This is a genomic window from Aurantibacillus circumpalustris, assembly GCF_029625215.1.
GTDB lineage: Bacteria > Bacteroidota > Bacteroidia > B-17B0 > Aurantibacillaceae > Aurantibacillus > Aurantibacillus circumpalustris.
The window spans coordinates 1,563,466-1,577,917 of sequence record NZ_CP121197.1 but is presented as its reverse complement, the minus strand read 5'-3'; the positions used below and the strand labels follow the sequence as shown (position 1 = coordinate 1,577,917).

At 36.2% G+C, this 14,452-nt stretch carries 9 protein-coding genes and 1 pseudogene; all 10 read right to left on the bottom strand.

Translation table 11 applies throughout. The features are described from left to right. Positions 1 to 23: 23 nt before the first annotated feature. A complete protein-coding gene (locus P2086_RS06595) occupies positions 24 to 1,790 on the bottom strand; it encodes a T9SS type A sorting domain-containing protein (RefSeq protein WP_317899651.1) in 1,767 nt (588 codons plus the stop codon). Between the two features lie 49 nt (positions 1,791 to 1,839). Continuing rightward, complete coding sequence (locus P2086_RS06590) at positions 1,840 to 2,637, bottom strand: hypothetical protein (protein ID WP_317899650.1); 798 nt, start codon at positions 2,635 to 2,637, stop codon at positions 1,840 to 1,842. Positions 2,638 to 2,648: 11 nt separating this feature from the next. Continuing rightward, positions 2,649 to 4,169 carry a GH3 auxin-responsive promoter family protein gene (locus tag P2086_RS06585; RefSeq protein WP_317899649.1) on the bottom strand — a complete coding sequence of 507 codons (1,521 nt, stop codon included), beginning with the start codon at positions 4,167 to 4,169 and terminating at the stop codon, positions 2,649 to 2,651. Continuing rightward, positions 4,169 to 5,770 (bottom strand): DNA polymerase/3'-5' exonuclease PolX, encoded by a 1,602-nt coding sequence (locus tag P2086_RS06580; protein ID WP_317899648.1) that lies wholly within the window; start codon positions 5,768 to 5,770, stop codon positions 4,169 to 4,171. The genes P2086_RS06585 and P2086_RS06580 overlap by 1 nt, the downstream gene beginning before the upstream one ends. Next, complete coding sequence (locus P2086_RS06575; protein WP_317899647.1) at positions 5,767 to 6,441, bottom strand: 2-C-methyl-D-erythritol 4-phosphate cytidylyltransferase; 675 nt, start codon at positions 6,439 to 6,441, stop codon at positions 5,767 to 5,769. The genes P2086_RS06580 and P2086_RS06575 overlap by 4 nt, the downstream gene beginning before the upstream one ends. 75 nt (positions 6,442 to 6,516) lie before the next feature. Further along, complete coding sequence (locus tag P2086_RS06570; protein WP_317899646.1) at positions 6,517 to 8,265, bottom strand: ABC transporter substrate-binding protein; 1,749 nt, start codon at positions 8,263 to 8,265, stop codon at positions 6,517 to 6,519. Between the two features lie 94 nt (positions 8,266 to 8,359). Beyond that, positions 8,360 to 9,130, bottom strand: coding sequence for an exodeoxyribonuclease III (locus P2086_RS06565; protein ID WP_317900253.1), 771 nt, complete (start codon positions 9,128 to 9,130; stop codon positions 8,360 to 8,362). Positions 9,131 to 9,291: 161 nt separating this feature from the next. Further along, positions 9,292 to 11,178 (bottom strand): NIDO-like domain-containing protein, encoded by a 1,887-nt coding sequence (locus tag P2086_RS06560; RefSeq protein WP_317899645.1) that lies wholly within the window; start codon positions 11,176 to 11,178, stop codon positions 9,292 to 9,294. Between the two features lie 231 nt (positions 11,179 to 11,409). Beyond that, a complete protein-coding gene (locus P2086_RS06555; RefSeq protein ID WP_317900252.1) occupies positions 11,410 to 11,949 on the bottom strand; it encodes a YceI family protein in 540 nt (179 codons plus the stop codon). A gap of 135 nt (positions 11,950 to 12,084) precedes the next feature. Beyond that, positions 12,085 to 14,199 (bottom strand): annotated as a pseudogene (locus P2086_RS06550) (sodium-translocating pyrophosphatase); the annotation flags it as partial. Positions 14,200 to 14,452: the final 253 nt, after the last annotated feature.

Sequence of the window (14,452 nt, the reverse complement as noted above, 5' to 3'; positions counted from 1 at the left end):
GAAAAGTGTTAAATAGTGATAAGTTAGTTTTTAACCACTTTTTTATAAGCAACGCCGCTTTCAGTAGCTACACGAATCAAATAAATTCCCGCATTCAAAGATTTTAAAGTGAGCTGAAATTTACTTTCATTATTTAGATTTTGACCTTTAAATACGAGCTTGCCATCTATAGCAAAAACACTTATTTCTATTTGTTTATAATTCTTTTCTCCTAAATTGATTTCTATGTCTTCATTAAATGGATTTGGATAAATCTGAAATTCTTGATTTAACTCATTTTCCTTAATTCCTACAACGAGTGTGACTGTTTGAGCATTATCTGCAATACCTTCTAAACAATCGCTTGTATGCGGTGTAACAATATAATGCGCTGATGTTCCATTTAAAATTAAAGAAAGATCGTCATCAGTAAAACTGGCAGCATTTGCAGGTGCATTCCCAATTAAAACAAATCCAGAATTAGCTGGAACTCCGTGCTCACAGGAGTTTGGACTCCAAGAATTATTCCCCGTTTTTCTATAAATACTGTAGCCAGTAAGTGATGGTAAACAAGTGTCTAATGGAATCCAATTTAGAATGACTATACCCGTATCAATAAAAGGAGTTAGCATTGATGGGGAAGGTGGAAGAAGAGTTACTCTAAATTGTGTATATTCTTTTTGCATATAATAATTTGAAACATTGGCAACAATATAAATATCATAAGGCATCTTGCGAGCTTGAGAACATTTGGTCTGCCAATTGAAATTTACAGTCTGTGTTCCGCTCACATTTTGCGGAGTTATTGATCCAGGGTTTGATGTAAATGTTTTTATTTCTCCCAATAAACTTAAACTTGTATTAGCTGCAGTTATTTGCATGGTTTTATGAACCGCCGTCCCTGCTTTTACACAAATATCAGAAATTGCGGAGGCTGTGTAGGAACTTAGAGGCGTCGTTTGTATAGTTACCTCAAAGTCTCTAATAACGTAGCCTAATAAAATGGATTGACTGTTGCACGAGTTTTTACGCCATTCTTTCACCATGATGGCGATACCGTAGGTTCCGCTAAATTGTGGTGAACACCAAGTAAGTAATCCCGTTACAGCATTAATACTAAAAGTTCCATTTGTACCCGTTTCAGGAAAAAAATACCCAGGAACATCACCATATTCATATTTACATGCGGTTAATTCGTATGATAGGCTATCTCCATCCAAATCATAAGCAGCACAGTTAATATAAACACAAGATCCTACCCTTCCATAATCTGTGGGAGGATTACATAAGATCGGCGAGGAGTTTCCTCCCATAAATGGGCTAATAATAATTTTTGTTTCAATATAAAAATAGCGGTTAACCGAATTCGGTATATTGTGAATGCCTTGATCTCGAGTCGGATCAGAACTCCAAATTACATACGTACCCGAACCAGGATACGTATGTATTGCAGTGTAAACATTTTTTTTTACGATATAACCTTGTGCGTTTACAATGATTTCGCCACAGCCAACTGGTGCATTGTTAATTGAACCGCAACCACAAGTACCCGCCCCGTTTATTCTAGGAGCTCTAATCCATGCGCCATCACCAAAATAAATAGTATCCCCACATCTGTCTGCCACTGCAGGGCCATCGCCGGTATATCTTATAACTGTAATGGAATAGGTGTACACTTCAACCGTTACGCTCCCAACAACTTTCGTAAATGGTGCTATGCGTTTATATAAAATTTCACCAGCGCGGTTATGCGAGGCTTTTAAAAAAGTAAACGAACATACTAAGAAACAAAGGGCTACGATTTTTTTCATGATAATGGGTTTGAAAACTAAAGATAAAAATTATTATTATTTCAACAAACTAAAACTCTTGTATGAGCAATGAATCTTTAAACCCAGAATATAATTTTTTATTTCCGTAACGTAGCCCAACTAGTTTACCATGGTTTGGAAGCACTTTGCAAGCATCTTCAAAGAGTGTATAATTGTAACTACAAAAACTACTATCCTTTTGATAATAAATAATATTTTCATTAACCTGAAACTGTGTTAAGTTTTTGATCGAAATTATTCTGCTAAAGGCGCCAAAAATATCAAACACATAAATTCCGGTTTCAGGAGAATTTAAATACAAATAACCATTGTATTCCATCATATAATCTGGTGCTATGTCGCTTCGCAAAACTTGTTTCAAATTTCCGGTAGAAGTTATTTTTTTTGAACTCTCATTAAAACGATTCAATTCGTTGTTTTGTTTATTGTAAATCCAAAAACTATTATTGGCACTAGCGCAAACCAAATCTGTTTGTTCATATCCCAATTTTTCAAGTGATACCACATCGCTGTTTAAAGAAAGTTGATTGTCTAAAAAAAGAATTTGCTGAAAATCCTTATAGTACAATACAATTTTTAGTGGGTTTGTTGCGTCAACCGATGAAATGGCCCCAAGTCTTAAATTGCTGTATCTGGCAAACATTTTACCATTTGACAAATACTTCATCAACTCATCTTCTTTCACAATATATATATTACCGAGATTATCGGTTGTAAAAAAATCGAATTTAGTTTTAATTACAAGAGGTTTTGGCTCATTGTGTTGTATAAAAGAACTACAAAGAAGAATAAAACAAACGCAGGTATATACATGATTCAATCTCAAAATATTCTTTTTTATTTTTCGTTATTTAATTGAAGAATTTCTTCAAGAATTTTTCTATCGTTACTTAATCGTGGTACTTTGTATTGTCCGCCCATTTTGTTATTTGCTTTTAACCATCTATAAAAACTATTCTCAGGCATTTTTTTCACATGGGGAAAATGCAATACAAAATCATTGTAGCGTTTTGCTTCATAGTCGCTGTTTTGTTTTTTTAAATTTTCATCGAGGATTGAAACAAAAAAATCAAAATTATTTGGGTCCTTTTCAAACTCAATTAACCATTCATGCGCTCCCGAATTATTCTTCATAAAAACTGGTGCAACAGTATAGTCTTTTACCATAGCATGTGTTTTCTCGCAAGCCGCAGCAATTGCGGCTTCGGTATTATGCACCATTAATTCTTCACCAAACACATTAATGTGTTGTTTGGTTCTTCCTGAAATTACAAAACGGTAAGGATTGGTACTCGTAAAACGAATTACATCCCCGAGCTGGTAACGCCAAAGTCCAGCGTTTGTTGTAATAATCATGGAATAATCCACCCCAATTTTAACCAGATCAAGATTAATTACTTTTTTATGAGAATCTAAACTTGACAGATCTTTAATATCTAGGAACTCATAAAAAATGCCGTAATCGAGCATCAATAACATGTCTTCACTTTTTAACTGATCTTGAATGCCAAAAAAACCTTCAGAAGCATTGTATAACTGCATAAAATTAATTTTGCTGTTATCAAAAATTTTTAAAAACTGATCTTTGTACGGTGTAAAACTAACGCCACCATGAAAATACACTTCCAGGTTAGGCCACACTTCATTTATTGTACTTACATTTTTTTTATGGAGAATCCGTTTTAACAGAACAAGCATCCAACTTGGTACTCCAGCAAGACTCACCACGTTTTCATTCATCATTGAAACTGCAATTTTTTCGAGTTTGCTTTCCCACTCATCCATTAATGCAATATCAACCTCAGGCGCTCTGAAAAATTCAGCCCACATGGGTAAGTTTTGAATAATAATAGCGCTCACATCGCCATGAAAAGAATTGTAATCACCAAACTGATCTTCTTTCAGACTTCCACCAAGCGCTAAATTCTTACCAGTGAATAATTGTGTTTCAGGATTATTATTGCATTGCAAAGTAATCATGTCTCTTCCGGCATTGTAGTGACAACCATCCAGACTCTCCTGGCTGACAGGTAAAAATTTACTCTTATCGGTTGTGCCACTACTTTTAGCAAACCATTTTATTTCTGAATGCCACAATAAGTTTTGTTCACCTCTGCGTGTTCGTTCAATCAAAGACTTTAATGACTCGTAATCATTTAGTGGAACGGTGCTTTTAAACTGCTCATAATTTTCAATCTCAGAAAAATTATTTGAAATTCCGTAGTGCGTGTTAGAAGCATCTCTTATCAAACTGTACATCCATTCCATTTGCACATCCACCGGATACTTCATAAAAAGTTCGATTTGGTGCATGCGTTTCTTCATCAACCAGCTGGCTATGGAATTTAAAATTGGCACTACTTTTTAAATTTTAGTAAAAGTTCTTCTAAAGATAAGGCATTTAAACAATGTTCAGCACTTAACATGCCTTTACGCGCTGCACAAACACCGTAATACATGTCCTTTAAACCTTCTTTGTGATGTGCATCGGGATTAATAGAAATCATTACTCCCTTTTCTAAACAATATGGAATCCAACGCCAGTCAATATCTAAACGGTAAGGATGCGCGTTTAATTCAATAGACACTTTATTTACCGCGCAAGCATCAATTACTTTTTTATGATTGATTGGATATCCTTTTCTTGCTAATAACAAACGTCCTGTAGGGTGACCAAGTATTGAGGTATAAGGATTTTCAATTGCCTCGATTAAACGTTCGGTTGCTTTTTCTTCAGTCATTTTTAAATTTGAATGAACAGAAGCGACTACAAAATCAAATGTTTTTAAAATCTCTTCCGGATAGTCTAACGAGCCATCATTTAATATATCGCTTTCAATTCCTTTTAAAATTTTAAAATCTGTATAGCCTGCATTTAATTTATCAATTTCCTTTTGTTGTTCAATTACTTTTTCAATTGGAAGTCCGCCCGCGTACACCGCAGTTTTAGAGTGATCACAAATTCCAAAATAGTGATAACCCAAGCCTTTGCAATAGTCTGCCATTTCTTTCAAAGTATGCACACCGTCACTGTAGGTAGAGTGGTTGTGCAAAATCCCTTTTAAATCTTCAACCTCAATTAATTTTGGAATAGCCTGCTGCTCGGCAAGCTTAACCTCGTTCAATCCTTCACGCAATTCAGGTTCTATGTATTGCAAATTTAACGCAGTGTATACCTCTTCATCGTCAAAAAACTCTGTACTATCTAAACTCGAAAAATTAATTCTTTCCAGATGTTCTGGTGTAGATGTTAGTTCAACGTATTTATAAAAAAATTCGCCCGGCTCGCAGTTAGTGTAAGTTATTTTTAATGGAATTGCCTTTTCTAACTCACTAAGGTTGCTTGTGATTTCGCCATCAATCAAAATTTCAATTTTATCAATGATTTCGCACTTTCTTGCCAACTGGCCAACGGCGGCGATTTGAAGATCGTTTTGTTGTTCTAAAATAAGCTCAATGATAGTGTTCACTGGTTTTTCTATAGAGGCATAATGGAATTTGTTTTTATTCGCTAACTTAAATTCAATGTTCTGTTTTACCTGAGTTTGTGTTTTTTCACCAAAGCCCTTTAAAGTAATTAATCTGTTTTCGTTGCAGGCGTACAACAATTCGCCTATACTTTCCACTTCTAATTCCTTCCAAAGCTGTCTAACCTTTTTTGGTCCTAAACCTTTTACACCTAAAATTTCTATTACACCATCTGGTGTATTTTCTCTTAATTTTGATAACTCTTCGGTGGTACCCGTACTTATAAGTTCTACTATTTTGGAAGAAATTCCTTTACCTATACCCTCAATAGCTGCTATTTCTTCAGGTGTTTTACCTTGGAAATCGAAGCGCATCTTCGACAGTTTAAATGCGGCATTGGTATAAGCTCTTGTTTTAAAAGGATTTTCATTATGCAACTCCATTAGTTTTGCCGTAATCTCCAGCGCGTCTGTTATATCATCGTTACTCATTTCGCTAATAGTGCTTTGGCAATTAATAAATCATGTGGAGAAGTAATTTTAATATTTTCTTCGTTACCTTCTACTAAAATAATTTTTTCACCAATAGACTCTAAAACAGTTGCGTCGTCAGTAAAAGCGTGGCTATATTCTTGTTGAAAGGCACTTTTAATTTTTGAAACCAAAAAACATTGAGGTGTTTGAATGATTTTATATTCGTTTCTGTTTACAGAGTTATTTACATTGTTACTTATTTTTCGCATACTTTCATTCACCGAAATACAAGGAACAGCTGCACCTTTTGATAGGGCTGTTTCATAGCAATTATGTATTGTTTGAAGTGATACGAATGGTCGTGCAGCGTCGTGAATTCCAACAATGGCTGCTTCGTTTGTTATTAAATCCAAGCCATTCTTTACCGAAGCAAAACGTGTTTCACCACCAAAAGTTATTTTAATACTTGAATTTTTAAGGTTGAACTTTTCAATGAGCCCTTCCAAATGCGCTTTGTAATTTTTGTGTACAGAAATAATAATTTGTATTTGGGAATTATAATTTAAAAAGCAGCGAATCGTTCTCACAATTATTGGCTCGCCGCCTAAATCAATAAATTGTTTAGGCCGATCGCTTTTCATGCGACTTCCTACACCACCGGCTACAATTATAACGTATTCTTCCTGCACAATTAGAATTCTAAATTAATAAAAAATCCCGACCATTTTTTGATCAGGATTTTCAAGAGCAATTAAAAAGTGTAATTATTTTTTCTTAGGTATAAGATAAGTTGTGGACATATCGATGTAATTCATTGGATTTTCTGGTAAATTTCGCACATTCTTCTGCTCCAGTCTAAAATTTTCATCATAGAATAGAGGCATACAGGCCGCTTCATCTAAAACGATTTGTTCAGCTTTGGAAAATAATTTGTATCGTTTAGCTTTATCAGGCTCAGAACGCGCTGATACAAATAAAGAATCAAACATCTTGTTTTTGAATCTTCCGAAATTAACATAGGATTTTTCAAGATAATTTGCCGGAACATGTTTACCATAAAACAAAGTCAAGAATGATTCCGGATCAGGATAATCTGCAATCCAGGCATAACGGAAAAAATCGCTTTTACCACTTTGAATGTTATCAATATGTTCAGGCCAGGTAACAACATTCATGTTTACATTTACTCCTAAGTTTTCTTTAAGCATTTTCTGAACAACAAGGGCTACTAAAATATTTCTATCTCCTCCCCCGCTATTTATTTCTAAATTAAATGAGGGCAACCCTTTTCCGTCGGGATATCCAGCTAAGGCCATTAACTTCTTCGCAGAATCTGGATTATACTTGTATCCTTTTAAACCTTTGTAATCATATCCCATCTTCTCAAACACCTCTGTATAAGGTACCATGCCATAATCAGCCGATCTACCCTCACCTTTTATTGTGTAGTCAGCAATTTTTTGTCGGTCAATGGCAAGATTAAATGCTTGGCGAATTTCTTTTAATGAAAAAAACGGGTTTGTTTGCAGATTAAAACCGTAATAATGCGTACTTAAAGCTGGTGAGGAATAGATGTCGAAATCTAAACTCCGTTTACCATTTTGCATTTCACCAAAAATATCGTGAAACATTTCTACAGGAATTCTGTAGATCATGTCGTAATTTCCGCGACGAAATTCCATCACTTCTGTTTTTTTATCTGGTACAAATGTCCATTTCACACCGTCTAAATATGGAAGTCTATTGCCGTCCTTATCATAAGCCCAATAGTTGGAGTTTTTCTTCATCACAACAGCTTCACCTTCCTTAATTGTTTCAATGTAAAATGGTCCTGTTCCAACGCATTTTGTATGCATCTCATTTCCGTATTTTTGTTCAGCCTCCCTAGGATAAATATAACAGCCTGGCATAGCTAAAATGTTCAAAAAATTAGCATCGCCATGAACCAAACGTATCTTAATAGTTGAGTCATCGATTACTGTAATTCCTCTAAACGTGCGCACCTTTCCTGATTTTGATTCAGCAAAAAAATCATTAGCGCCTTCTACCCTGTCCTTAAACGTTACATCATACTGACTATTATTGACGTTTTTAGAACATAAATTTTCAAAACAATACTTAACATCATTGGCCACTAAATTTCTACCCAAGCTATCCTTGAAACAAGGATCGTTATGAAATTTCACGTCGCTTCTAAGATGAAAAGTGTACTCCATTAGATCCGCACTTATTTCCCAACTTCTTGCTAAACCTGGCATAATTGAAAGATCCATTTGATTGTATTTAACAAGCCCTTCGTAAACCTGTGAGGCTAAGTGGTAACTCGCTACTTCATTGATAGCGATTGGCATAAGACTTTTGATATTGTTAACCTCGTTAACCCTTAAAAACCCTCCTATATAAACCCCACCCTTTGTTTCGTTAGAATTTTTGTGGTCTTGGTTTTTGTCATTACTGCAACTCCATAATAGTAGTACTAAAAAAAATGCAGTGCTTGCTAATAATTTTCTCATACAATTTTGGCTGAATTTACATTATAACAAATATGGAATAACAAAGCCTTAAAACCTAGAGAATCCTGACAATTTCGATGAATACGCTTTTTTCTTAGACAATGTCTCGAATTTCGAGAAGGACGGGGCAGTGATCACTATGCTTTGCGTCAGGTAGAATTTCAGATCTTTGAAGTCGTTCTTTTAGATTTTTGCTGCTTAAATTATAATCAATCCGCCATCCTAAATTTTTTGAGCGTGCTCCCGCTCTGTAGCTCCACCAGCTGTATTGATGCGGTTCTTGATTAAAATGCCTAAAAGTGTCGATAAAACCTGAGTTAATAAATTGCTCCATCCACTCGCGTTCTTCAGGTAAGAAGCCACTTGTATTTGCATTCGATTTTGGATTATGAATATCAATTGCTTTGTGGCAAATGTTAAAATCACCACTAAGAACAAGATTCGGAATCGTTTTTTTTAACTCATGAATATAGTTATTAAAGTCGCTTAACCATTTCATTTTAAAAGCCTGACGAAGATCACCACTACTGCCACTGGGATGGTAGACACTCATCACTGAAACATCTTCAAAATCCACGCGCAATATACGTCCTTCATCATCGTATTCTTTTATTCCACAACCGTAGGTTACCCGAAGCGGTTCTTTTTTAGTAAAAATAGCAACTCCGCTGTATCCCTTTTTTTGTGCCGGATACCAGTAGTGTTTATAACCCATTTCTTCTAACTCAAATACACCAACTTGTTCGGGACTTGCTTTTATTTCTTGCAAACATAAAACATCTGGATTAATCTCACGCATCCAGTCTATAAAGCCCTTGCTCATTGCAGCACGTATGCCATTCACATTGTAGGTAATTATTCGCATATTACCCTGCAAATTAGTATTAAAATTTGGATCAGTGAAATACATTCCGTCACACTCTTTTCTCCTTAACTTCTGGAATTTAACTGTATTGGAATATTGATTTAATATAAACAAAAAGTCCCGCTAAATTTTTAGCAGGACTTCAATTAGAATAAGAATTTTTATTGTTTTATTAGTTTAATGATTTGCGTTTTCTGCTCTGCGGAGTTTTTCACCATAACATAATACAAACCGCTACTTTGGCTATTTAGATTAAATTCCGTTACAAGTGAATTTATTTTTTCTGAGACTAGTAATTGCCCTAGAGCATTGTAAATCTCGATAACGGTTTTTTCATTTAGTGAATTTAATGTTACATCAAAATTTCCATTCGTAGGGTTTGGAAATATTTTCACATCTATAACCCCATTTGATGAAAGCTCATTTAAACCTGTACATGGTTTTACCTGAAGTGCCACCGATTGCGAACTTGCGCATCCTTGTAAATCTGTTCCTACGACGAAGTATAAAGTTGTTGTAACAGGGCTAACGGAAATTGTAGCGTTTGAAGAAGAAGAAGAACTCCATGAATAGGTATCAGCTCCCGATGCCATTAAAATTACAGATTCTTTGGTACACATAACCGATCTTGAAGCAGATGCGCCAACATTTGGAAGGTTAAATACGGTGAAAGAGCTCACGACGGGTGCACTAACACATCCATTTGTGCCCGTTCCTGTAACTACGTAACTATATTGCCCGGCGACAAGAGGAGTTGAAGTGCCAAAAGGTAAGCCAGCTATCAAATAATTTGGAGCGCCATTTGGCATCACTGTAAACGTTTCTCCTAAACACATAGTGCCGCTATTAACTGTTATAACTGGAGTTTCTAAAACGGTAACTGTGGTTGTAGGATTGTTAACAGAGATACATCCGTTTGGAGCCGTGCCAGTTAAGGTATATATAGTCGTTGTAACCGGCATGTCTGTTAGTGTTGTTGCCGTACTTGGAATGCCACCTGGATTTATAGTGTAGGAAATTGCGCCAGATGTGGTGATAGTGATAGTTTTGCCAGAACAAATTATTGGTGGGGCTATTGAATTTATAGCAACTACCGGCGCCTGATTTACAGTAACGTTTATTACCGTAGGCACGGACGTTCCACAACTATAAGTAGCGCTTACAGAAACGCCACCACTTGCACCAGCATACCCTGAAAGTGAACTCAGTGTGCTTGTGCCGGACCAGCCTGCAGGTAACGACCAATTATAAGCAGTTGCGCTTGTAATAAAACTTGCTTGATAGTTGGCTGGATCACCTTGGCATAAAACTGTATTTCCCGTGAGTGATGATGGCGGTTGCGGTGTAACAGGAGAGAATCTGTACGCTGTGTTTGTTTGTGCCCAATAGGCCTGATTGAGAGGCATATTGGAAGAGCCTGATGTAACCGTATAAGAGAGTCCTAATGTTCCAGTTTCATTTTCAATGCCAAGCGTCGCGTAATTTGGACTTTGTGGAGAACTAATACTAATGATGTCAATATCGTTCGTTGTTTCGTGAAGCACTATTTGTCCTGAATAAAGTAAAGTGGAGTTTCCGAATAAGGGTACGTTGCTATAAGTCACCACAAACATTTGATTCGGAGTAACACCTATTGTGGCGTACGTAACAGTACCTCCGACAGATGGGTCCAAATCATCCATTCTGAGAGCTACAATGCCATTTAGAATGGTAGGAACTGATGGATTGGGAATGTATTGGGCCGCGTCATATCCCGAAGGAAATGTAGACGGAACGCCAATATTGAATTGGATTAAACCATTGCTATAAATTAGTAGGTTGTTGTAAGTTGTACAATAAAAATTAAAATTGAATCCAATGGGCACAGGAGCGGTGTAGCCATCGTCTGCATTTGGTGAAAACGAATTTGTAACATTAGTACCAAAAGTCTGGTAGGTTGTAAATGTCGTTGGAAATGCAATGTAATTTGAACACGTTTGAACGCATTGGGCTTGTATAGACCCTGTCGACAAAAACGTTAAAAAAAGATAGAGGAATGTTCTTTTCATAATACTGGGGTTTAATTTAGTTACAGATAAATTTACAAATAAAAAGCAACGTTGTCAAGAGTTTTCTCGCTGCTTAAAATATCTGGGCCCGAAAGACTTATTTTTGCTGTGCTTTTCCCCAAAAAAAATTTTTGATTAAAAATAATTAGCTTTTTTCTAAATCCTTTTAAATTCCAATCCAAAAAAAAATCCCCGACTTACGTCGAGGATCCTTTGCAATAAGGTATAAAACTAGTTTGCTTTTTCCTGAGCCGCTTCTAATGTTACTTCTATTTTAACTTCTTCTGAAGCACCGCCACCATTTATTTCAAAATCTTTGCGGTTAATCGATGTTTTACCATTAAACCCTGCAATGGTTGCTGGAACTTCTTTACCACTTGCATAACTGCTGCCATCTGTAGAACCAACATAATTAAAATTAAGGTCTACGTCTTTAGTGATGCCTTTAATGGTAAGTTTACCATGCGCCGTGTAAGCGAACTCTCCTTCATTATTTTCAACCACACTAGTCGATTCAAAAACAGCTTTTTTATGTTTTGCAACATCAAAGAAATCTGCTTTTTCTTTTAAATGACCATCACGCATATTATTTTGAGTATTGATCGAATTCATATCTAAACGAATATAGATTTTAGAATTAGCTCCATCAAAATTAACTACACCGCTGTCAGGACTAATAGTACCGCGCGTGTCGCTGATAACATGTTTAATACTGAATGCTACAGAGGAGTGTGCACCATCAACTATATAAACACCTTTAAGATCAGACATACTTTTAACGTTAGCAGCAACTAAACTATCGCACTCTGCTTGACTAGAGCAAGTATGTTGTTCTCCATTAATTGTGCAAGTATAAATACCTTTGTTAGATGCACCACCTTCACAACAGGCATCTCCATCAGAACCATTCATAGCAATGTAAGGAGCGATAACAAGAGACACGATACTCATTAATTTAATGAGGATGTTCATTGATGGTCCAGACGTATCTTTAAAAGGATCTCCAACAGTATCTCCTGTTACAGAAGCTTTGTGTGGTTCAGATTTTTTATAGAACATTTCACCATTAATAAGAACACCTTTTTCAAAAGATTTTTTAGCGTTATCCCAAGCACCACCAGCGTTACTTTGGAAAATTCCCATTAACACCCCTGAAACAGTAACACCTGCTAACAAACCGCCTAACACTTCTGGTCCGAAAATAAAACCAACAATAACTGGCGTAATTAAGGCAATAGCGCCCGGCATCATCATTTCACGAATAGAAGCTTTAGTAGAAATAGCCACACATTTTTCGTATTCAGGTTTTGCTTTGTATTCCATAATACCTGGAATTTCGCGGAACTGGCGACGTACTTCTTGCACCATGTCCATTGCAGCTTTACCCACTGCTTGGATACAAAGTGCAGAGAAAATAAATGGAATCATTCCACCTACAAATAAACCAGCTAATACCGGTGCTTTGTAAATGTCAATAGCATCAATACCTGCAATACCAACAAAGGCTGCAAATAAAGCTAAAGACGTTAATGCAGCAGAAGCAATCGCAAATCCTTTTCCTGTTGCAGCAGTTGTATTTCCTACAGCATCTAAATTATCTGTACGCTCACGAACTTCAGGAGGTAATTGACTCATTTCAGCAATACCACCTGCGTTATCAGCAATAGGACCAAACGCATCAATAGCCAGTTGCATTGCAGTTGTAGCCATCATACCAGCAGCAGCAATTGCCACACCATATAAACCAGCGAAATGATAAGAAGCCATAATACCTCCAGCCAAAGTTAATATTGGAATAACGGTAGATTTCATACCTACTGACAAACCACCAATAATATTAGTTGCGTGTCCTGTAGAAGATTGTTGAATAATTGAAAGAACTGGTTTTTTACCCATTGCCGTGTAATATTCAGTTACAATACTCATAATAGCACCAACAACTGTACCAACTACAATTGCCATAAATACATTTAGTTTAGAGAACTCGTAGCCACGTAAACTTAAAGTTTCTGGCAGCATCCAGTTTACAATAAAATAAGAAGCAATCACTGTAAGAATCATTGAAGACCAGTTACCCATGTTTAGGGCGCTCTGAACATTTGATTTTTCATCCTTTATAGTAACGAACCAGGTTCCAACAATTGAGAATAAAATACCTAAACCGCAAATTACCATTGGTAATAAGATTGGAGACATTCCTCCAAAATTATCTGCTGAAGCATCAATCTCTTGACCTAAAACCATTGTAGCTAAAATTGTAGCTACATAAGAACCAAATAAATCGGCACCCATACCAGCAACGTCACCTACGTTATCACCCACGTTATCGGCAATAGTAGCAGGATTACGAACATCGTCTTCAGGAATACCAGCTTCCACTTTTCCAACTAAGTCAGCTCCAACGTCTGCAGCTTTAGTATAAATACCGCCGCCAACACGTGCAAATAAAGCGATTGATTCAGCACCTAAAGAAAATCCCGTTAAAACTTCAATAGCCGTTTTGATATATTCTTTATCAACACCATCATTAAATATTCCTAAAAATACTATGAACAAGCCACCTAAACCAAGAATTGCTAAACCAGCTACACCTAATCCCATTACTGTTCCACCAGTAAAAGATACTTTTAATGCTTGTTTTAAGCTTGTGCGAGCAGCTTGCGTTGTACGAACGTTTGCTTTAGTGGCAACGCGCATACCAATATATCCAGCAGTTGCAGAAAAAACGGCACCTATTATAAATGCGATAGATATAATCCAGCTGGAATGAATAGGGACCCCATTTACTTCATGAATTGTTCCTGAATAAGCTAATAAAGCTGCAGCAAACACTACGAAAATACTTAGTACTTTCCATTCTGCTTTTAAAAAGGCCATTGCGCCATCCGCAATATAACCTGCAAGCTCTTGCATGTTTTTGTCACCGGCATCTTGCTTGCTAACCCAAGCAGATTTTAAAGCCATTACGATCAAACCAATTATCCCAAGAACCGGGACTAAATAAATAACACTCTCATTCATAAGCAGATATTTTTTGTTTTTTAATTATTATCATTCAACCTGTGCTTTTTTTTGCCAATTTAGGGTCTTATTTGTAACACAGCCGTTCATTAAATTTTATTTACGGGCTGCAAAAATAGGAAAATTCCCTTAATTAAGAAATTATTTAATCGCTTAATTTTCAGGCAGATACCCAAAAACAATTACTTTTAGTCTGTTATTTACAAAAACCCAGATCACGCGGAGGATGTTCTGTATCTACTTAAATAATAGT

Bases quoted from the DNA above. Each gene is read 5' to 3' on its own strand.
- P2086_RS06595 (WP_317899651.1), bottom strand. From the start codon at position 1,790: ATGAAAAAAATCGTAGCCCTTTGTTTCTTAGTATGTTCGTTTACTTTT.
- P2086_RS06580 (WP_317899648.1), bottom strand. From the start codon at position 5,770: ATGAGTAACGATGATATAACAGACGCGCTGGAGATTACGGCAAAACTA.
- P2086_RS06570 (WP_317899646.1), bottom strand. From the start codon at position 8,265: ATGAGAAAATTATTAGCAAGCACTGCATTTTTTTTAGTACTACTATTA.
- P2086_RS06565 (WP_317900253.1), bottom strand. From the start codon at position 9,130: ATGCGAATAATTACCTACAATGTGAATGGCATACGTGCTGCAATGAGC.
- P2086_RS06560 (WP_317899645.1), bottom strand. From the start codon at position 11,178: ATGAAAAGAACATTCCTCTATCTTTTTTTAACGTTTTTGTCGACAGGG.
- P2086_RS06555 (WP_317900252.1), bottom strand. From the start codon at position 11,949: ATGTCTGATCTTAAAGGTGTTTATATAGTTGATGGTGCACACTCCTCT.